Annotated in this window: 19 protein-coding genes and 1 pseudogene; 13 read left to right on the forward strand and 7 right to left on the reverse strand. The window is 60.5% G+C overall.

What is annotated here, in order from left to right; translation table 11 throughout:
* Positions 1-3 precede the first annotated feature (3 nt).
* The 3 genes from repC to repA all read right to left on the reverse strand — a co-directional run bounded on the left by repC (position 4) and on the right by repA (position 3,560).
* Positions 4-1,209 (reverse strand): plasmid replication protein RepC, encoded by a 1,206-nt coding sequence (repC, locus tag QFZ88_RS27800; protein ID WP_065996847.1) that lies wholly within the window; start codon positions 1,207-1,209, stop codon positions 4-6.
* Positions 1,210-1,368: 159 nt separating this feature from the next.
* On the reverse strand, positions 1,369-2,355 hold the full coding sequence (repB, locus tag QFZ88_RS27805; RefSeq protein WP_065996999.1) for a plasmid partitioning protein RepB: 987 nt from the start codon (positions 2,353-2,355) through the stop codon (positions 1,369-1,371).
* On the reverse strand, positions 2,352-3,560 hold the full coding sequence (gene repA, locus QFZ88_RS27810; RefSeq protein ID WP_065996998.1) for a plasmid partitioning protein RepA: 1,209 nt from the start codon (positions 3,558-3,560) through the stop codon (positions 2,352-2,354). The genes repB and repA overlap by 4 nt, the downstream gene beginning before the upstream one ends.
* Before the next feature lie 869 nt (positions 3,561-4,429).
* Between repA and QFZ88_RS27815 the strand changes: the two genes are divergently transcribed.
* A complete protein-coding gene (locus QFZ88_RS27815) occupies positions 4,430-4,693 on the forward strand; it encodes a hypothetical protein (protein ID WP_065996846.1) in 264 nt (87 codons plus the stop codon).
* Between the two features lie 86 nt (positions 4,694-4,779).
* Complete coding sequence (locus QFZ88_RS27820) at positions 4,780-5,385, forward strand: nucleotidyl transferase AbiEii/AbiGii toxin family protein (protein ID WP_065996845.1); 606 nt, start codon at positions 4,780-4,782, stop codon at positions 5,383-5,385.
* A 51-nt stretch (positions 5,386-5,436) separates the two neighbouring features.
* Here the strand turns inward: QFZ88_RS27820 and QFZ88_RS27825 are convergent, their stop codons facing one another.
* The gene (locus QFZ88_RS27825) at positions 5,437-6,669 is read right to left on the reverse strand and encodes a site-specific integrase (RefSeq protein ID WP_065996844.1); all 1,233 of its coding nucleotides are present in this window, start codon (positions 6,667-6,669) and stop codon (positions 5,437-5,439) included.
* 125 nt (positions 6,670-6,794) lie between these two features.
* On the opposite strand from QFZ88_RS27825, the gene QFZ88_RS27830 reads away from it, so the two are divergent.
* Positions 6,795-7,748 carry a DUF1403 family protein gene (locus QFZ88_RS27830; RefSeq protein WP_065996843.1) on the forward strand — a complete coding sequence of 318 codons (954 nt, stop codon included), beginning with the start codon at positions 6,795-6,797 and terminating at the stop codon, positions 7,746-7,748.
* Positions 7,749-7,897: 149 nt separating this feature from the next.
* On the forward strand, positions 7,898-8,488 hold the full coding sequence (locus tag QFZ88_RS27835) for an SMC-Scp complex subunit ScpB (RefSeq protein ID WP_246192410.1): 591 nt from the start codon (positions 7,898-7,900) through the stop codon (positions 8,486-8,488).
* 318 nt (positions 8,489-8,806) lie between these two features.
* Here the strand turns inward: QFZ88_RS27835 and QFZ88_RS27840 are convergent.
* A pseudogene (locus QFZ88_RS27840) lies at positions 8,807-8,905 on the reverse strand (Hsp20 family protein); the annotation flags it as partial.
* Positions 8,906-8,998: 93 nt separating this feature from the next.
* On the opposite strand from QFZ88_RS27840, the gene QFZ88_RS27845 reads away from it, so the two are divergent.
* A complete protein-coding gene (locus tag QFZ88_RS27845; RefSeq protein WP_065996842.1) occupies positions 8,999-9,892 on the forward strand; it encodes a LysR substrate-binding domain-containing protein in 894 nt (297 codons plus the stop codon).
* Here QFZ88_RS27845 and QFZ88_RS27850 read toward each other — a convergent pair.
* Complete coding sequence (locus QFZ88_RS27850) at positions 9,873-10,826, reverse strand: LysR family transcriptional regulator (RefSeq protein ID WP_065996841.1); 954 nt, start codon at positions 10,824-10,826, stop codon at positions 9,873-9,875. The genes QFZ88_RS27845 and QFZ88_RS27850 overlap by 20 nt on opposite strands.
* A 110-nt stretch (positions 10,827-10,936) precedes the next feature.
* On the opposite strand from QFZ88_RS27850, the gene QFZ88_RS27855 reads away from it, so the two are divergent.
* The 7 genes from QFZ88_RS27855 to hisD are packed head-to-tail and all read left to right on the forward strand — an operon-like array spanning position 10,937 to position 17,958.
* The gene (locus QFZ88_RS27855; protein ID WP_065996840.1) at positions 10,937-11,959 is read left to right on the forward strand and encodes a D-cysteine desulfhydrase; all 1,023 of its coding nucleotides are present in this window, start codon (positions 10,937-10,939) and stop codon (positions 11,957-11,959) included.
* 2 nt (positions 11,960-11,961) lie between these two features.
* Positions 11,962-13,170: a DegT/DnrJ/EryC1/StrS family aminotransferase gene (locus QFZ88_RS27860; RefSeq protein WP_065996839.1), complete on the forward strand. Its 1,209-nt coding sequence runs from the start codon at positions 11,962-11,964 to the stop codon at positions 13,168-13,170.
* Positions 13,167-13,901 (forward strand): aspartate/glutamate racemase family protein, encoded by a 735-nt coding sequence (locus QFZ88_RS27865; protein ID WP_065996838.1) that lies wholly within the window; start codon positions 13,167-13,169, stop codon positions 13,899-13,901. The genes QFZ88_RS27860 and QFZ88_RS27865 overlap by 4 nt, the downstream gene beginning before the upstream one ends.
* A 43-nt stretch (positions 13,902-13,944) precedes the next feature.
* Positions 13,945-14,937, forward strand: coding sequence for a taurine ABC transporter substrate-binding protein (tauA, locus tag QFZ88_RS27870; RefSeq protein WP_065996837.1), 993 nt, complete (start codon positions 13,945-13,947; stop codon positions 14,935-14,937).
* Positions 14,938-14,995: 58 nt separating this feature from the next.
* Entirely contained in the window at positions 14,996-15,787 is a 792-nt protein-coding gene (locus QFZ88_RS27875) for a taurine ABC transporter ATP-binding protein (RefSeq protein ID WP_065996836.1), read from the forward strand.
* 38 nt (positions 15,788-15,825) lie between these two features.
* Positions 15,826-16,653 (forward strand): ABC transporter permease subunit, encoded by an 828-nt coding sequence (locus QFZ88_RS27880; RefSeq protein ID WP_210184644.1) that lies wholly within the window; start codon positions 15,826-15,828, stop codon positions 16,651-16,653.
* An 18-nt stretch (positions 16,654-16,671) separates the two neighbouring features.
* Complete coding sequence (hisD, locus tag QFZ88_RS27885; RefSeq protein ID WP_065996834.1) at positions 16,672-17,958, forward strand: histidinol dehydrogenase; 1,287 nt, start codon at positions 16,672-16,674, stop codon at positions 17,956-17,958.
* A 128-nt stretch (positions 17,959-18,086) separates the two neighbouring features.
* Here hisD and QFZ88_RS27890 read toward each other — a convergent pair whose 3' ends face one another.
* Complete coding sequence (locus QFZ88_RS27890; RefSeq protein WP_083237634.1) at positions 18,087-19,025, reverse strand: helix-turn-helix domain-containing protein; 939 nt, start codon at positions 19,023-19,025, stop codon at positions 18,087-18,089.
* A 162-nt stretch (positions 19,026-19,187) separates the two neighbouring features.
* On the opposite strand from QFZ88_RS27890, the gene QFZ88_RS27895 reads away from it, so the two are divergent.
* Positions 19,188-20,420, forward strand: a complete 1,233-nt coding sequence (locus QFZ88_RS27895) for an ABC transporter substrate-binding protein (protein ID WP_065996833.1) — start codon at positions 19,188-19,190, stop codon at positions 20,418-20,420.
* The last annotated feature ends 68 nt before the right edge of the window (positions 20,421-20,488 follow it).

Consider the following 20,488-nt stretch of genomic DNA (forward strand, 5'->3'; position numbering starts at 1 on the left):
CAGTCATCCTGCCATCCTCGCAGTGGAACCGTTCGATTTGAACGCCGCCATCAGCATCGGCCCGACGGTGAACTCCCCTGCCCTTGCCTTTTCGGTAAGCGCCCGCAGGTAGCCGCCAGCCGAATTGATGTGCTGAGCGCGCTGCAGGATACAGGCAACGACGATCGCCGCGGTTTCCGGCCCCATGACATGGCAGGCATCCTCATACGCCGATGGCGAGACCCCCAGATACCCCCTCACCTGGGCGGCGACGGCCATTAAATCTCGCCAACTCCCGATCCCGTCGGCGGCGTAGTCGATGATTTCTGGGCAAGCCTTCAGCACAAATCCAAGCGGATAGCCTTTCGGCGGCTTCTGCGGTTCTCGTCTAGGCTCGACCGTCGCCCCGCTTTTTTCGAAAGCAGGTTCAAATTCAAGAAGAGAGTCGGTATTTGAATCAGACTGCTGCCGCTCAGTTCGATCGTCATTGCCGATTGAATCTTCGACATTCATGTGAGAATTCAGCAGGATATCGACCTCGTCGCGGATAGCGGCCAGATCACTCACAATCGGCTCCAGATCAGAGGTGGCCGCGCGGCGCGGAATCGCATCCACAATGGCCCGAAAACGCCTCCAGAGACCGCCCCAGTCGCCTGGAACGTCTTCCTCGACGGCCGCCTCGATCAGCTTGCTGATGTCCCTGCGGTGCAGCGTGATGCGTTCCCGCATGAGCTTCAGCGCCCGATTACCCGCACGGACTCGCTCTGCGGCCTCTGAGAATTCGACAGCGCGCACGAGCATAGGTGCTAGTGAGAAACCAAAGGCTTCCTCGAAGGCCCCTCCCCTGCCCTTACGGGCGTATCGTTTGCCGTTGGGGCTGTCCCGCCGGATGATCAGGCGGTTGTCGACCAAGGCCGCTAGGTGCCGCCGCAAGGTCGGTTCCGACATTCCGTGCGCCCGCAGGATCAACTGCCGGTTCGACGGGAATACGACCAGGCCGTTTTCCTCCGACAGCTCGTCGTCGGGATAGAACGACAGCAAGGCCGCCAGGACCGCGAGAGCGCGATCGCCTATACCGACGACAGATTTGCCTTCGCAGAGATCTCGGTAAGCCTGCCACTTGTCGACGGCCTTGCCGTGAGGGATCTCATTTGCCTCGTTTTGCGCCGCCAGTAAGGCAAGCGACATTGGCCGCCGCCCAAAAGGCGTCGTTGCAATGCCCGTTCCCATGTCTTTCCTTCACCCTCTCATTGGGCAAAAGAACTCTGCTCGCCGAATCGACGCCTAAGACTCTTGACAGTGATTCGCGGAAATGAGATTCTCAGCTTGTCCAGAGATGAGAAGGGCTTCCGCGACGGTGACGTTCGGGGGCCTTTTTCTTTTGCGGTTTCAGTTCTCCTGTTTCGACTTCCAATCGGCGTAGAGATCGTCCAGCCGATCTGCTAGATATCTGCCAAAGTCAGCGTCGGAACCTGACGCCTTCAGCGAAAGCACGAGCGCCTTGCCGTTGTCTTTGACCTGAGCGGCGACCTTGGTGCCCGTTGGTTTCCATTGTGGGGCGGCGGTCTCTGCCTTCGGCTTCTTGTTCGCCGCTGCCAAAACTGCCATGAAGCGCTCGTCCGAGCTCAGGGTTTCGAAATTGGCCTTCTGAATCGCTTCCTTGACGGCCAACAGCGCCTTCCCGTCTGCAAGCTTGTCAGCGACCTCCATCCAGCGGCGCCGACCTGCAGACGGTGCGGAGCCAACGGCCCTGACGATGGAGACGGGGATAGCCTTGGCAACAGACAACAGTTTCGACAGCTCTGTTTTGTCCGTCGACAACGCTTCCATAATGACGTCTCGCTTGAAGCCGTGGTTCTCAAGTGACGCAGCAAAGGCCGCTCTCTCGATGTAGCTCAAATCCCTACGCGCCGTGTTCTCGACACCCTGCGCAACGATGAGTTGATCATCCGTCATAGGGCGGACAACCGCCCTCACCTTCAGCTTGAGATATCGAGCGGCATTCAGCCTTCTATGGCCGTAGGCTACTTGGTAACGGCCTTCAAGATCGGGATGCTGCCGGACAAGGATCGGAACCTCCTGCCCGTTGTTCTGGATGGATTGAACGAGTTCATCGTCTTTGCTTGCTTCGACGTCAAATCGGTCTCGAATGAACGAACCATCGATCAGAGCCGGATCGAGTTCGACGACCCTCTCTCCCGAAGCAAGGGCTTCTTGCAGGGCCTTCGTCTCCTGATCCATGCGATCGAGGGCCAAGCCCATGGTCCGAACAGGGCCAGCAAGAACTCTACCGCCCTCGCCTTCCTCAAAGTTGGCCGCGGCCAACTCCCGGCTTGTGTCGGCAAAAATGCCCGTCAATTTATCTCGTCTGCTCATGAGCGCCCCCACACGCGCATCATGCCGTTCAGGATTTCCCCATTCACAGCGTCGAGGGATTCAATTACGCGATCATAGGTCGAGCGGCGGACCTGGCCACGCTCGATCTCGTAAAGGGTCTGCTTAGTAAGACCTGCATCTGCGATCGCCGTGGACTTCAGGACAGTGGCGGCGAGGACTTCGTCGCCGAAAAGACTACGGAGAAGCCCAACAATCTGAGCCTGCGGACCGTCATGCGGTTCGTGACGAGTGACCACGTAGCGGATGAAATCGTGGTTGAGATCACCGCCGGCTCTACGGACAACCGACAGCAAGTCTGACGTCATCAATAGAAACTGCGACATCGATGCGACGTCGACCATCTGCGGGTGGATGGTGATCAGAAGACTAGTGGCAGCGCAAACTGCGCCCAAAGTCAGGTAGCCGAGTTGCGGCGGGCAATCGATGACGACAACATCATAGTTAGCCTCAACCTCGGCGATGGCGTTGCCGACACGCTTGAAGAATATATCCTGATTGCTGGTCTTCCGCTCAATTAGCGCGGTAGGCGTCTCGTGCTCGAACTCCATCAGTTCTAGATTACCTGGAACGAGGTCGAGCCCTGCGAAGTATGTCTTGCGGACGATCTCCTTCAGCGGTCGCCGCTTGTCGTCGTAGCGGATCGCACCATACAGCGTGTCACCTTCCTGCAGGTCAAATTCTGGCTGAACGCCGAGCATAGAGGACAGCGAGGCCTGAGGGTCGAGGTCGATGGCCAGAACACGATATCCTTGCAGAGCCAGAAACTGAGCAAGGTAAACTGTCGTCGTCGTCTTTGCCGATCCACCCTTAAAGTTGGCAACGGCAATCGTCTGCAACTTTTCTCCCCGCCGACGCCACGGAAGGTGAGAGACCGCGTCCTTCGGCTTAACGGCAGCGATGTGATGACGGAGTTCGTTAATCTGCTCGAGTGTGTAGGAGCGCCGTCCGGTGGCCGACACGTCAGGCGAGGGGCCTTTGCCATCGAGCGATAGCTGGCGGAGATACCCGTCGGACACTCCCAGGAGCTGCGCGGCTTCCCCAGACGTGAAAGTCTTCATGGACTTCTGAGACGACGGCGGGAAAAGACGCTCTCCGAGCAACTGCAGCTGTTTAGACAACTGTCGCGCATGCTGAGCGATGCGGGCGTCCGACGAAACGGCCGTTGATACGTTTGAATTCTGCAACATCGATTTTCCCTTTCGATGCGCTTTTTAGGCCGCAGATGCTAAAAAAGCGTATCGAAAATGACATGATTCGGTAACCATGCCAAGAACCCTTTGAAATCAAGGGGATCCGTCAGGCATCTGAGCAAAGTTGGCCGCGGCCAACTTGCGGAACGGACGACTCACCCAACGAGATGACAACAATAAGGACAGAGTTGGCCGCGGCCAACTTATATCGGAGCCCCACAAAGGGCGGTTCAAGCGAAGCAACTTGGAATCACAGACACCAGCAAAGAGCCCGGCAGCCTTCGACACCAGAGAAGGAATTCACGCATGTCAAGCATGGCCGCCGACATCATTTACCTAGCGGAGCACCGCGGATCGAACCCGGCATCGAGCACTTCAGGCAGCATCTGGCTGACCGGAAGGCCTTTCAAAACGAATACGAACCCGAATGCGCAGCGCGTTCGATGTCGTGAAAACCGCCGCCGCCGTAGGTGATGGATCACCTGCCCTACGAGGAATTCGAGTATTGGCTGGCCGACCGGATCAAAAAGCGCGGCCTGATGCGTACCGCACGGCGGCGACGTCAGAGTATTGCTCCTGGGATGACCACCGCCCAACCCGCTGCGCATAGTTCTATCTCTTGCGCTTCGGTTGCCTGCTCGCCGGTTGGGACGCGGCTATAGCCGATTAGGCGCCCCTGCCATCCACTGGAAGTTCGACTTTGCGTGTCCGACGCCATGCGAGTCTCTTCCGGGCCGCGGCTTGCCCAAACTACAAATACAAGGGAGAAGAGCGAAGGTCTCTCGAAGGCTGACCCGCCGTCGCTCGACCGTAAGCGAAGGCAACTTGTGTCGTTGGGCCGAAGAGACTAACTTAAAAGCACTATGAATACGCATTTGGCTTCAGTTCTGACGACCGTGAACGCACCCTACAGTGATCAGCTGGACGGGGCGGCACTGGCGCATTGCCTTGCGGACCTCGACTTGGCCAAACAACATCCGGGCCATGTCAGTGCGTTTTTCAGCGAGGTTCCCCTCGCACAGCAGGTCGAGTTCGCCGCTGCCCACGACCTTGCGGTCCCCGCCCTGAAGGCCTTTGCCGTCGAGTTCTCTGCCTGGTCCGGCGAGAGCTACCCGCTCGCTGCGTAATGGCCAAAAGCAAAACCCGGTGCCCGTCCGAATGGCGACAGCTTTTCCGCATCGCAGTCGACCTCATCGACTAGCTCCGCGCAAAGGTGGGTGGTTACGACTTCGAATGGTCGTTTGGCGGCGGCACAGCCATGATGATCCAGATCGCCCATCGCGAAAGCCATGATATCGATATTTTTCTCGATGACCCTCAATTGCTCGGGTTTATCGACCCGTCCAGAAGCGGCTTGCACTTCAACATAGCGCCGACTGACTATCTGGGCGATGGGCTTCACTTTCAGAAATTCGCTTTCGAGGACATCGGCGAGATCGATTTCATCGTTGCCGGGCCGCTGACAGAAGCCCCTTTCGTGACACGGGAAGTGGAGGGTAGGGCGGTGCGGCTCGAGACGATCCCCGAGATCATCGCCAAGAAGGTCTACTATCGGGGATCTGAAGCCAAGCCACGGGACATTTTCGACATCGCCGCCGCTGCTCGTTCGCATCTCGGAGACATGGTCAATGCCCTGCACGCGTTCCCGGTGCAGGTTTCCCGGACGAAGGCGCAGCTGGAAAAGTTGAATCCGGAATTTGTCCGCCTCACCATTGCACAGCTAATGATCATGCCGGACTACGAGGCATCGGCCGCCGATAGTCTGGACACGGCACTGGCTGTGCTCGACGAGGTGCTGGTATCGCCCGCAACGCGCTAACCGCCTCGCACTTCGCCCAGCAATCCAAACGGGCAGGGGAGGGGGCTTTTCTTAGAGCCCCGACGCCTTGGTGAGATTGACGCGGAAACGATCGCGACGCCGCTGATATTTTCGCGTCATCTCCGCGCTCGCGTGGCCGAGCTGCTTCTGGACGTAACGCTCGTCGACCTCGGCCGAGGAGGCAAGGCCGGCGCGCAGCGAATGGCCGGCAAACACCACGCCGCGTTCGCCTTCGGGCAGATCGCCGCGCACGCCGGCCGCCAGCACTGTGCGTTTGACGAGCCGGGCGACCTCCTGGTCGTTGAGCCGGTCGGCGCCGACCGCTTTTCCCTGGCCAGTGACGCGCCGAAACAGCGGGCCATGCGCGATACGGGCGAGCTTGAGCCAGGTCTCCAGCGCCACGACAGGGCAGGTGGCGTCGGACGAGCCGCGCCCGACCTCGACCTCGCGCCATCCGGTCTTACCGCGCAGGCGCAACAGCATGCCCTTGTCGAGGATTTCCACCCAGCCCGAAGCATCCTCGGTCTGGTCGCGGCCGACATCGAGCCCGACGACCTCGGAGCGGCGCAGGCCGCCGGCAAAGCCGAGCAGCAGCATCGCGCGATCGCGCAGGCCACGCAGGGTGCCGCGGTCGAGTGTTTCGAGCATGGCGATCAGATCCTCGGGCAGCACCGCTTCCTTCTGGCGGGGCGGGGCGGCGTGCTTGTTGCGGATACCGGCCATGACGGTGGCGATGGCGCGGTCTTTCCTGTCGAGCGGCTGGCCGCGCTGCGAAAAATTCCAGGTTAGCGCCGAGAGCCGGCGCTCGATCGTCGCCACGGATTTCTTGTCCCCTGAGACAGTGTCTGTTGCGCTGCCGGAGGCAAGCGCGGTGATGTAGAGTCCCACCGCCTGAGGATCGGGCGGCAGCGTCGCAAACCCCTGGCGCCGGCACCAGGAGGAAAAATGCTTCCAGTCGGAGGCGTAGGCGCGGCGTGTGTTGCCTGAGCTCGCCGCCTCGACATAGTCGCGAGCCCGATCGGCCAGCGCGTCGAGATGCGCCGGCAGGCGCGGGGCCGAGACGACCGGAAGGGCAGGGGAGGGGGCTTGGGCCGGCGGCACATCCGGCGCGCGACCCATCTCCAGGACGACGTCGACGATGTCGGGCAGATCGTCGGCGACCGGCACGTCGTCCTCGGCCGAAGCCGCCGGCGTAGTTTGGTCGACACCAGCGGGCGTTTCCTGTGATCGAGCGGAGCCGTGCCGAGTGCGATTTTCGGGGTTTTGCTCGACGAGAGAGGCCATTTCGTCAGTAGAGCAGATAACGACGGATAATGCAATTTTATCGATCATTTTATCACATCGACATGCCGTGCGGATAGAGGCGTTTTCGCTCGCATAAACCGCACATCGCGTTTACGCTGTCCGCGATGAGTCGGCAGCCTACACCCGCCTTGCAAACCTCCTGCCCGGTTCCCCGCGCGCCGGCGTGGGCGACGCCGCGCGGCCGTAGCGAGAATCCGGTCGAGGCCGCCTTCATGGCCGGCAGTGCCTTGAACTCGCTCGACAATCTCGTAAGGGCAGAGCCCGAATGGAGCGCCGCGTGGCGGCATCGACTGGCGCTGAAAGCCGCAGCCGCATGCGTGACGCTGATCGGCCGTAGCGAGGATGAAGCGGCCTTGCGGGACGCCTGGTTGCTGCGCCACACCGGCGACGAGCCAGGCCCTGCCGGCAACGTGCTCGCCGCATGGCGGCGTCTCGCCGGGCGCTCGCTGCCGCCGAGCGTTGAGGAATTGCGGACGGTCGTCGCCCTGCTCGGCGTCGGCTGGTCGGACGGTTTTTGCAACCTGATCGACGTCACAAGGGAAGAGGTGCGCAGCGGCGCGCCAGCCCCGGTCGTCGCCGCGCGCACCGCCGCCGCCGTCATGCGGGAGGACCGACAAGCCGAAATTTTTTCCTGGTGGCTGGCCGATTGCGCGCTGTCGTGGCGCATGGGCTGGACGCATGCCGTGCCGATCCTCGGTCTTCAGATTCATGCGCCGCAGCTGCGTTCAGGCTTTGAAGGCCGGCGCGCGCGACCGGGCGGCGACGGGTTCGAGCGGGCCGCCTTCATTGCCGCGGCCCTCGGCGCCGCCGATGCCTGCCGCCTCGCGGCGGATATGGCGGCGCAGGCCGAACGGCTGCGGGCGGCCGTGCCAAAACTGCGGTCGAAGGCGGCCGGCGAGGTCGTCGACCAGCTGCGCGGCGACGATGCGGTATCGGGAACGTTGACCACCAAAAACCTGTCGCGCTGGGCCAGCCGGCGCCTGTTCGATCGGCTGCAAACACTCGGCGCCGTGCGTGAGCTGTCCGGCCGCCCGGCCTTCCGCATCTACGGGCTGTGACCATGACGGAGAGCGCAACCACGCGGCGACGGGGAGGGCAGGGCGGCGCAGGTCGATCAGCTGACCAGCGATCAGGCGACGGTCGGCCAAATGACGGTCGATCAGCTGACCAGCTGTTTGATCGGGAGCTGGATCATCTGCCGCCGCAGATGCGCTGGCGCGAATGGATGATGCGTGTCGAGGCAACGATCTTCGCCGCCAGCGAGCCGGTCGGCCGCGAGGTACTGGCGCGCATCGTCGGCAAGGACTGCAGCATCGACCTGTTGATCGACGACATCCGGGATGAGTTGCGCGGGCGGCCGTACGACCTGGTTTCCGTCGCCGGCGGCTGGAAGCACCTGACCCGGCCGGCCTATGCCGACGCCATCCGTACGGCTGTCGGAGGCAACGAACGATCGGTCGACCTCACCCAGTCCGAAATCCTGGTGCTGATGTGTATTGCTTACTTCCAGCCGATCACCCGCACCGAGCTGTCCAGCTTCTTCGGCAAGGAGATTTCGCGCGATCTGATCGGCCGTCTGCGCGGCGCTGGCCTGATCGCCTCGGGACCGCGCAGCCCGACGTCCGGAGCGCCTTACACCTATGTCACGACGAAAGAGTTCCTGCTTGAGTTCGGCCTCGATACCCTGCGCGACCTGCCCGACTTCGAGGCGCTGGAGGACGCCGGCTTGCTCAGCAAGGAAAAGCTGCTGGCCGGCGATATCATGCCAGGGCTCGCAGACACCGCCTTCGACGAATGAATGAACTGCAACCTTGCACGAGCCGGCCGCGATCTTGGTTGGCCGCGGCGTTTTGATAAAGTAGTCATGCGTGGCACTGCGGATTGCCCTTTGCCAAGAGCCGCGATCCGAGGCCGCGTCCTTAGGCGGAACGACAGGAGAACCGTCGCGCTCACTCCATTCAAGCTGAAGGCGGGCGGTTTGCTTTGGCTTAGCTGAAGCGTTCGCCTTCGATGTGCTCGCGCCCCTGTTAGGACCCCGTCTGACCCGCTCATCCCTCCCTCTTTGGCGAAGGATCCTGCCGGCGGCGACAAGACCGCCGCCGGCGCCTACCATGCGTCAGTTCTTGGTGACAATACGCTTGACCTGCGACTGCGCCTTCTCGGTCTTGGGTAAGGTCACGGTCAGCACGCCGTTCTTGAAGCGCGCATCGACCTCCGGGAGAAATTTGCCCGCACCATGATGCATTACCAATGATCTTAATATTAGATTATTTCTATTATTCTATTCGACAACGCTTATCAATTTTGCATGACACTCGAACAGCTTCGTATCTTCCTCGCCGTGGCAGAGCGCGGGCACGTCACCAGGGCGGCGCGCGTGCTAAACCTCACGCAATCAGCGGTCTCCGCCGCGATCTCTACGCTTAAGGCGCAGCATGGGGTGCGGCTTTTCGACCGGATCGGTCGCGGCATCGAGATCACGGAAGCCGGTCGCACTTTCATGGGTGCGGCGCAGGCCGTCATGGCTGAGGCAGAGACAGCGCGACTTGTGCTTGCGGATCTGGCGCAGGACGTCCGGGGGCGGTTGCGCATCCATGCGAGTCAAACAGTGGCAAGCTATTGGCTGCCGCCATTTCTGATAACGCTACATGAACGCCATGCCGGCCTGGATATGGCACTTATGGTCGGCAATACTGCTCAGGTGGCGCAGGCTGTGACAAATGGTGCGGCAGACCTAGGCTTTGTGGAAGGTGACGTGACCCAGAACGATCTCAGGCGTCGCGTCGTTGCTCGCGATGAACTTGTATTCGTGATGTCGCCCGACCATCTTTTGGCAAAATCTCGCTCGCTCGGTGCGCTGGATTACGGACGGACAAGCTGGGTCCTGCGCGAACTCGGGTCCGGTACGCGGTCGGAATTTGAGGCGCATCTGAGCGCCATGAGGCTGTCGATCGATGATCTCGATATCGCGCTCGAACTGCCCTCGAACGAGGCAATTCTGGCCGCTGTTGCTGGCGGACGTTGTATCAGCATGCTGTCACGCCGCGCGGTCGAGGGAGCGGTGTCGCAGGGAGTCGTGCGGATACGCTCCGTCACATGGGCACCAAGGCCCGAACGCAGCTTTGCTGTCCTGACCCATCCCGCGCGCCACCGCACCCGCGCGGCCGAAGCGTTGCTGAACCTCATCGACGAGGCGCGCTGACGGTATCGGTGCTCCCGATCGTCGGAGGCTCACGTTGAGGCGGTGGCTGCGCAATTTGCGACCAGACTTCACTGGCGACCGGTCCTGACGTTCCCAACAACCTGACAGCCGTAATTTCCAGCGGGCAGGAAAGCAGCATCTCAGAGATGTCCACGACAACGCCGTCTCTGATGCGTTGCTTGGCAAGCGATTCGGGCACCCAGGCCACCGCTATGCCGACTGCCGCCATCTCGAGCGCGGCAAGTGTGAGCGCCGTTTCTGCGATCGGCATGAGCCTTGTTGCACCGCTCAGGCGCGGCAGGATCAGTCTTCCCATCATGCTGCCAAAAAACACGTTACCTGGATAAGCGATATAGGGAACCTCGTCCCCCGCAATTCTCAGAGCCAAATCGTCAAGCGCACCGGCATCGAAGACCGGGATGAGCCGGTCGAAGCCGATAGTAGCCGATTCGACATACCCGGCATTAACGGGATGATCCTCTCCCGGCACACGGTAGATAACGGCGATATCGGCTTGGCGTGAGAGCAGAAGGCCGACGCATTCATCGAGATTGGCCGAGCGAAGGCGGACATGGATCGTCTCGTTTTGCTGCCGCAACTTCTTGAGAAGGTGCGGCGTCAACGCCGTCGTCAGTGAATGCTGGCTTGCAAGGACGACGCGATTCGAGGCGACGCGAGCGTCGAGTTTGAGATCCACGACAAGCTGACGCAGATCTACGGCAAGCTTTTGGATTTGATCGCGCTTGTCGGCCATTGTCGGGCGTACCTGCACCGGCTTTCGGGTCCGGTCGAACAGTTCGGTTCCGACATGATCTTCGATGTTCTGTATTCGCCTGGAAAAGGCTGATTGCGTGAGAAACCGCCGCTCCGCCGCTTCATGGAACGATCCGGTCTCGGCGACAGCAAGGAGATCCTCAAGCCATTCGAGGCGCATGACGGCTCCATAAGATGCAATATGTGCATCTTAGGTGGATAATTTCGAATTTGCACGAGTCATTTTGACGTGCGAGTGTCACTTTGCTCAAGTTTCGGAAGGTTTATCATATGCATCTCGCTCGCTTTCCACGCGTCTTCCTGGCCCATCTGCCGACGCCTCTCGAAAAGCTCGACCGGCTCAGCCGGGAGCTTGGCGGACCGGAGATCTGGATAAAGCGCGACGACTGCACCGGGCTGTCGACTGGCGGCAACAAGACCCGCAAGCTGGAATTCCTGATGGCCGAAGCTCAAGCCATGGGCGCCGACACGGTGATGACACAGGGCGCGACGCAATCTAACCACGCGCGCCAGACGGCGGCTTTCGCGGCAAAGCTTGGGATGGGCTGTCATATCCTGCTTGAGGATCGTACCGGTTCGAATGACTTGAATTACAACAGCAATGGCAATGTGCTGCTCGACCATCTGCACGGAGCGACCACATCGAAACGTGCGGGCGGGGCCGACATGCAGACCGAGATGGAAAGCGTGGCCGAGAAACTACGCGGAGAGGGTCGTAAAGTCTATGTTATTCCCGGTGGCGGCTCGAATGCCACAGGCGCGCTAGGCTATGTCAACTGCGCATTCGAACTGTTGTCGCAAGCTAACGACAGGAGCCTTGTGATCGATCATATTGTTACCGCAACCGGCAGCGCTGGCACGCAGGCCGGCCTCGTCACAGGGCTGAAGGCTATCAACGCCAATATTCCGCTGACCGGCATCGGCGTGCGCGCGCCGAAGGAAAAACAGGAAGAGAGCGTTTACAAGTTAGCTCTTCAGACAGCCGAAAAGCTCGGCTGCTTCAATGTCGTTGCGCGGTCGGACGTGGTCGCCGACAGCAACTATGTTGGGCAAGGCTATGGCATTCCGCGTGAGGACACGTTGGAGGCGATCCGCATGTTCGCTCAGCTTGAGGGTATTCTTCTCGATCCCGTATACTCGGGCAAGGGCGCGGCGGGCCTGATCGACTATTGCCGCAAGAGCAAGTTCAATAAGGGAGAGCGAGTGGTCTTCCTGCATACCGGCGGTTCGGCGGCTCTCTTCGGCTACAACGCTGCCTTCGCGGAAGACCAGACCAAGCTCGCGGCGGAATAGCCATGGCGCGACAGCGGTTCACCGGCAGCTTCACGCAGCAGCTTCCAATCCCTGACGAGGGCATCACCGCAGCTGCCGCCGTAATGCGTTCGGGCCGACTGCATCGCTACAATATCGCCGGCGGCGACGAGAGCGAGGCGATGGCCTTGGAACGCGAATATGCGGCCTGGCAGGGCGCGCGTTTCTGCCTTGCAGTCGCGTCGGGCGGACAAGCGATGCAGATCGCGTTGCGTGCGGCCGGCGTCCGTGCCGGCGAAACGGTTCTGACCAATGCCTTTACTCTTGCTCCCGTGCCCGGGGCTATCGCAGCGGTCGGCGCCAAGCCGGTATTTGTCGAAACAACCGAGGATCTCGTTATCGATCTCGACGATCTGTCGAGCAAGGCAAAGCGCACCGGCGCACGCTACCTGCTTCTGTCGCACATGCGCGGCCATATGTGTGACATGGAGGCGCTTCTGGCAGTCGCCACAGAGATCGATCTGACGGTAATCGAGGATTGCGCCCACACCATGGGTGCGACTTGGAATGGGCGCCGCTCAGGTTCCTTTGGGCTTGCTGGCTGTTTCAGCACCCAGACCTACAAGCATTTGAATTCGGGTGAGGGCGGATTGCTGACCTCGGACGACGCCGAATTCATTGCTCGCGCCACAATCCTGTCGGGCTCTTATATGCTCTACGAGCGACATGGCGCGGGACCGAATCCAGACACGTATACCAATATCCGGCTGGACACGCCAAACATGTCGGCTCGCATGGACAATTTGCGCGCGGCCCTACTGCGCCCACAACTGCAAGGCATCGAACAGGCCATCTGCGCCTGGAACGCGCGGCACGATCTGTTGGCCGCAAGGCTGGCCGCTAACCCTGAGATCCGCATACCGCACCGGCCCGCTGCCGAACGATATGTCGGATCCTCTATTCAGTTTATGATCCCGGTGATTTCGGCGAAGTCCGCGCGCGTCCTGCTGAGACTTCTTGCCGATATGGGGGTCGAGGTAAAATGGTTTGGGGCAAAAGCGCCCGCAGGTTTCACATCGGACCACCATAGTTGGCGCTACGCAGGCGCGCAGGATCTGCCGCGCACCGATGCAATCCTGGCAAGTCTCTTCGACATGCGACTACCGCTCACCTTCAGCCTCGACGATTGCGAGCTGATTGCCGACCACATCCTCGATGCCGTGACGGCCGTCGCGCCGAAAGTCGAGGCATGATGCGCCGCGTCGGCATTCTCGGAGGCATGGGTCCGGAGGCGACGGTCCTTGTCATGCAAAAGGTTCTGGCCGCCGTCCACGCCGACGACGATGCAGGCCATATACCGCTGATCGTCGACCAGAACCCCCAAGTGCCTTCGCGCATCCGCCATCTGATCGAAGGCGTCGGCGTTGACCCCGCGCCAGTTTTGGCAGACATGGCCCGCCGTCTGGTCGCAGGCGGGGCCGAGGCACTTGCCATGCCTTGCAACACCGCGCACCATTATGCGCCTGCGATCCTTGCCGCCGTCGACGTGCCGTTCCTGGATATGGTTGCGCTGGCGGCCGATCGTGCGGCGGAATTGGCCGGCTCTGGAGGTCGCGTGGGCATCCTTGCTTCACCCGCGGTGCGCAAAGTGGCCCTGTTCGATACGCCGCTGACCGCACGACGACTGACGCCACTTTATGCCGATGACGATGAGGCCCTGCTGGCCGCAATCCGCCGCATCAAGGCCGAGGGGCCTTGCCACGCGGCACGCCAGGCGCTCCGCAACGCCTCGACCGGTCTGGCAGCGCGCGGGGCGTGCGTGCAAATGATCGCTTGCACCGAATTCTCTCTGATCGGCAATGCAGTGGCCGATCGTGTCACGGCCTTGGACACGCTTGACTGTCTGGTGCAGGCAATTGTCGCCTTTGCCGCATCGGGCCCAATAAACGCGCTAACGCGCTTTAACTGCCTTCAAAAACAATAACAAGAGCGAAACGCCAACCGATACCAACAATGGAGGAATGACAATGACATCGATTTTCGGGAAGACGATCCTGCTGGCAACGACCGCGATCATGGTATCTTCGAGTTTGGTTCAGGCGGAAACCCTGACGATCGCTACTTTCAGCGATCCGACGCCCATGAACGCCGCCCGCGCTCAGCACGATTTTGAGAAGGCCACCGGCTGGACGATCGACTGGCGCGTCTTCGATTCGGGAACCGATGTCATCGCGGCGATGGCGTCGGGCGATGTGAAGGTGGCCGAGCTCGGCTCCTCGCCTCTCGCGATCGCGGCCACACAGGGCGTCGATTTGAAGATGTTCATGTTCTCCTACGCGATCGGCGATTCCGAGAGCCTGATCGCGCGCAATGGTTCGGGGATCGAGACGCTGGCCGACATCAAGGGCAAGCGCCTGGCGGTTCCGGTCGGCTCGACCGCTCACTTCTCGCTGATGGGCGCGATAGCTCATGCTGGTTTGCAGCCCGGCGATGTGACCGTGATGACGATGAAGCCCGATCAGATCGCGGCAGCCTGGGGCCAGGGCACGATCGACGCAGCCTTTATTTGGCCACCGGCGCAGACCGAGATCCTCAAGACGGGAAAGCGCATCGTCTCGGCCAAGGATACGGCTGAGTGGGGATATCCGACGTTCAACGCCTGGACGGTCAACTCGGACTTCCTCGCCTCGCACGAGAAGGAGGTTGTCGCGTTCGCGAAGGCGATGAACGCGGCAAACATGGCCTATCTCAAAGACCCCGCTGCTTGGACGCCGGAAAACGAGAAAGTCAAGCAGATTGCCAGCGTGACCGGAGCCACTGCCGAACAGATTCCCGATATACTGAAAGGCTACACCTTCATCCCGTTGCAGGAGCAGGTGACTGCCAAATGGCTGGGTAATGCGCCGATGGCACTCAAGGCGACGGCCGATTTCCTCAAATCCGCAGGTCGGATCGACGCTACCGCAGACGACTATTCAAAGTTTGTCACCAGCACGATAGCGCAAGAAGCAGCTAAATAGTCCGACTGTCCCGCCCGGCCACACCGGGCGGGACGGCGCGCTGACCTGGGAGGAGCCATTGCGCCTGAACATCGACGACGTCTCTGTAGTCTATCCCGCGTCCGACGGACGACCACCGGTCGCTGCGCTCAGCAAGATCATGCTGGAGATCGGTGACAGCGAATTTGTTGTCGCGCTCGGCGCATCGGGCTGTGGCAAATCGACCTTGCTTAACCTGATTGCGGGCTTTCTCGCCCCCACATCGGGACGATTGACGCTTGATGACGCGCCCGTGAGAGGACCAGGCGCGGACCGCGCGGTCGTTTTCCAAAAGCATGCCTTATTGCCTTGGTTTGACGTCCTGGACAACGTTGCCTTCGGCCTTCAGGTCCAGGGTGTAGCCTTGGCCGCCCGCTATGAGACGGCCAACCGCTTTATCGAACTCCTCGGACTGGATGGCTTTCAGAAATCGCCAGTCTACAAGCTATCTGGCGGCATGCAGCAACGCGTGGGAATCGCGCGCGCGCTGACTTGCGATCCGAAAATCCTTCTCATGGACGAGCCTTTGGGCGCGCTCGACGCTCTCACGCGCGAGAAGGCGCAGGAGTTAATCCTCAGCATCTGGAATGAGTCCAACAAATCAGTCTTCTTCATCACCCACAGCGTCGAGGAGGCCCTTTTTATGGGGACCAAACTGATCGTGATGTCGCCACGGCCAGGGCGCATAACCCATGCATTCGACCTGCCCTTTTCCCGGCAATTTCTTGCCGGCTCTCCTGCAAGGGGTGTCAAAGCTTCGCCGGAGTTCATCAATTTGCGTGAACAGGTTCTGAAGATCATTTTCGCAGACGAGGAGGCGGTGGCGACATGAGCGAACAAGCCGATCTGGAATCGCCGATCGCCAAAGGGATGTTTGGAAGGATTTCGCGAGCGCGCCCCACAAAGCCCGGAGAAATTTACGGGGTGCCCGGGCAAGGTAATACACTTTGGCTCTCGGCCTTGTCGATCGCTTTTTTCTTCGCCGTCTGGTGGCTGGTCACGGAAATGGGCTGGGTCAGACCGCTGTTCGTACCCTCGCCAGTCTCGATTGTCAGGAAATTCTTCGAGATCTGGAACAGCGGCTTCACCGGCACGCCGTTCGTTGAGCATGTGCTTATATCGACCGCGCGCGTGTTCGGCGCGTTCTTGCTGGCCTGCGCGATCGGCCTACCGCTCGGGCTTGCGATGGGAATGAGCCCGGTGGTGCGTGGCATCTTCGACCCTCCTATCGAGTTTTACCGGCCGATCCCGCCGCTGGCCTACCTCCCACTGATGATCATCTGGTTCGGCATTGGCGAAATGTCGAAGGTGCTGCTGATTTTTCTATCAGTGTTCGCACCGGTCGTGCTCGGCGCCCGCTCTGGCGTGCGTTCCGCGGCGATCGAGCAGATCCACGCAGCCTATTCCTTCGGAGCGACGCGCTGGCAGGTGATGCGCTACGTCATTCTGCCGTCTGCATTGCCAGAGATACTGACCGCTATGAGGATCGGTATCGGTTTCGGTTGGACCACACTCGTCGCCGCAGAGATGGTCGCTGCCACCAAGGGCCTCGGCTACATGGTGCTGTCCGCGAGCCAGTTCCTGCAGACGCCGGTCGTTATCCTGGGCATCTTCATTATCGCCATCATCGCTTTTGCCTTCGACCTTTTGATGCGGTTCCTTGAACGACGTCTCGTGCCCTGGAAGGGCAGGATGTAACCGGAAAGCCAAACCCCTATGAAATATCTTAAAAGAGCCGCGCGAACGGCGGAAGCGGATCAATCTGACGTTAGCGCCGCTGTCCAGAAAATATTGTCGGAGATCAAGATCAATGGCGAAGCAGCCGCACGCTGCTACGCCAAGGAGTTCGATAAATGGGACGGCGAAATCGTTATTTCGCAAGAACAGCGTAAGGCGGCAGCGGCCTTCCTGCCAGATCAGCTAAAGGCCGATATCCACTTCGCCCATGACAATGTCCGCCGCTTCGCCGAGGCGCAGCTAGCAACCGCCACGGATTTCGCGGTGGAAATCCTGCCGGGTTTGACGGCGGGGCAGAAGCAAATCCCGGTTTCTTCAGCGGGCTGCTATGTCCCAGGCGGCCGCTATAGTCACGTGGCGAGCGCGATCATGACGATCACCACGGCGAAGGTTGCGGGCGTGTCCCATATTGCCGCTTGTTCACCGCCGCGCCCGGGTGTTGGGATCCCGGCTGCGATTGTCTACACGATGGATCTGTGCGGCGCCGATATCATCCTGAATATGGGCGGCGTGCAGGGCGTCGCCGCAATCGCGAACGGCCTGTTCGGCGTCAGGAAGGCTGATATTCTCGTCGGCCCGGGCAACCAATATGTCGCGGAGGCTAAGCGCATCCTATTTGGCCAGATCGGTATCGACATGGTCGCCGGTCCGACGGACAGCATGGTGATCGCCGACACGACAGCCGACGCCGAACTGGTCGCCGCGGATCTGATTGGGCAGGCCGAGCACGGCTGGAATTCGCCGGTCTGGCTCGTTTCTTCAGATGCGGCGCTTGCCGCGCGCGTGATGACCCTCGTGCCCGAGCTGATCGAGGCGCTACCCCAACCGAACCGAGACAGCGCCCGGGCGGCATGGGCCGATTTCGCTGAAATCATCCTATGCGCGGACGCTGAGGAGATGGCTACAGTCGCAGATGACTACGCGCCCGAGCATTTGCATGTCCAGGCCGACGATCTCGACTGGTGGCTCAATCGCCTGCGCGCATATGGGTCGCTCTTTCTCGGCGAGGAGACCACGGTGGCCTTCGGGGACAAAACATCGGGCCCCAACCATGTCCTGCCCACCTCCGGGGCCGCGCGCTACACTGGTGGGCTGTCGGTGCACAAGTTCATGAAAACCGTGACGTGGCAACGGGCAACCCGTGCCGCAGCACGCCCCTTGGCGGAGGCCACGGCGCGAATTTCGCGGCTGGAAGGCATGGAGGGTCATGCAAGGACGGCCGACATCCGGCTCACAAAGTTTTTTCCCTCAAGAGCTTCAATCTAAGCGCCGCGAATGTTGATTAATGAGGGTGTGGCGTCAATCTGATATGACGTGTGATGATCTACGGTTTGCGGAACGGCGTAGTCTGAGGAGTGCTACGATTCCAATCGCTCGCCAGTGCGTTCGACAATCTATTTGCGGGAGAAATTCGACCGGCCAGTATCGATTTGCCTTGAGGCTTGCGCCAGACGCCGCCGGAAAGCTCCCGGCTGGCTGCCAAAACGCTGCGCAAAAGCTTCGTAGAAGCGTGAAAGGGACCCGAAACCCGACTCAAATGCAACATTTGCGATCGGCATGTCGGTTGCGATCAGCAAGGACTGCGCCGTATCGAGCCGCTGGCGCACGATCGACTGGTTGATCGTCAGGCCGACTGCGCGCTTGTAGATAGTCATCGCGTAGTTGGTATGTAGATTAACTGAGCGCGCAACATGCTCGACTGTGATGGCCTCCAACGCGTTCTCGCTAATGAAGCGGGCCATACGTTCGACGTGGACTATCCTTTCGCCGTCGCCGTGGTGAGCCACATTCATGGCCTCGCCCACCTGTCTCAGATCGCGCCACCCTTCCCGATCAAGGCGGCGAACACGGGCTGTCAATTCGTCGCGCACGATCTGCTCCAGCGCGGTGTCCCTCGAAAGGAGCTCGTCTCGCCAGCGCCTGAAAATATCATGGTCGTAGCTTTTGATATCGAGCGCCTCGATCATGGCTCCACGAAACACCGCCTCGCGAAAGCTGCTGAGGCTCGGCAAGCCCAAAAAAACCGACATCGGAACATAGAGGCAGACAAAATGCGTCGGCTCGTCGAGTTCGATGACCTGATGCGGGATCATGCCCCAAAACAGCACCAGACGGCCGGCAGACACCGTCAGTTCACGTCCGTCGAACCAGTAGGTCATACGGCCGTCGAGCACGAAGTTGAATTCGATCTGGCTGTGCATGTGGGGGCCAGGCATGCGCATCACACGATCGCTCGACCCAGCGCAAAATCTGTGATCGCCGAACACCACCAGCGGATGTGCCGGATTCAGTTCCGGATGCGCCGGAACGCTTTCGTCTTGAGGAGACCGCATCTCGACGCCGGGCCTACCTTAGAAAACCGGAAGAATGCTCAAAAAACTCGGTAGAAGCTTACGGCATTCACGGTCAGATTCAAGCCGCTCACGCTACGTCGCCAAAATGACGCGTGAGGCTGGCGGCGTCTGAAACAGTCGCCGCTTCAAGGGAGGAACAACATGAACAGCTTGAAAAGCTTGGCTGGGCTGGTGCTCGGCGTCGCCATGACTTGCGCGCCGGCGGTCGCCGGCGAGATCGTGCTGAATTCGGACCAGTCAGATCCAGCGCCGAAGAAGGCAATGGAGCAGTTGATTGCAGATTTCGAAAAAGCCAATCCCGGCGTTACAGTGAAATGGAACAATTTCGACCACGAAGGCTACAAGGCGGCAATCCGTAACTTCCTGACCGCCGATCCGCCCGACGTCGCGGCCTGGTACGCCGGCAACCGAATGGCGCCCTTCGTCAAGGCCGGGCTGTTCGAGGACGTCACCGACGTCTGGACCGCCAATGGGCTGGACGACCAGTTGAAGTCCGCCGCCTCGGCCTTGACCATCGACGGCAAGAAGTGGGGCGTCCCCTACACTTACTATCAGTGGGGCATCTACTACCGGAAGGATGTCTTTGCCAAAGAAGGCATAACGCCTCCAAAGAACTGGGAAGAGCTGATGGCGGCATGCGCCAAGCTGAAGGCGGACGGCATCACGCCTTTCGCCATCGGCACCAAGGCCCTGTGGCCGACCGGCGGGTGGTTCGACTATCTGGACCTGCGCGTCAACGGCTATGAGTTCCACATGGACCTGACCGCCGGCAAGGTGCCCTACACCGATCCCAAGGTGAAGGCAGTCTTCGCGAAGTGGGCTGAGTTGGTGAAGCCGGGTTATTTCCTGGAGAATCACGCCGCGCTCGACTGGCAGGACGCAATCCCGCAATTCGTACAGGGCAAGGCGGCAATGTATCTCATGGGCAATTTCGCGGTTGCGCCGATGAAGGACGGCGGCTTGAAAGAAGACCAGATCGGCTTCCTGCAGTTCCCCGAGATAACGGCCGGACTGCCGATGGCGGAAGACGCGCCGACCGATACCTTTCATATTCCCTCAGGTGCCAAGAACAAGGACGACGCCCGGAAATTCCTGGCCTTCCTGGCCTCGCCGGGCGCTCAGACCAAAATGAACGACATTCTTGGCCAGCTTCCGGTCAACAACACGTCGGCGAAACCGAGCGATCCGTTCCTTGAAGCCGGTTTTATCATGCTGTCAAACGCGCACGGTCTGGCGCAGTTCTATGACCGCGACGCGCCGGCCGAAATGGCAAAGGCCGGAATGGAAGGCTTCCAGGAGTTCATGGTCAAGCCCGACAAGATTGACGCCATCCTGGATCGTCTCGAGAAGGCGCGACAAAAAATCTACAAATAGCGCCTGATCGGCGGGAGCCGGGCATCTCTCTCCCTTGCCCGGCTCCTTTTTCAACCGGTATCGCAACG

It is taken from the genome of Mesorhizobium sp. YL-MeA3-2017, assembly GCF_030814575.1.
In the GTDB taxonomy this organism is placed as follows: domain Bacteria; phylum Pseudomonadota; class Alphaproteobacteria; order Rhizobiales; family Rhizobiaceae; genus Mesorhizobium; species Mesorhizobium terrae.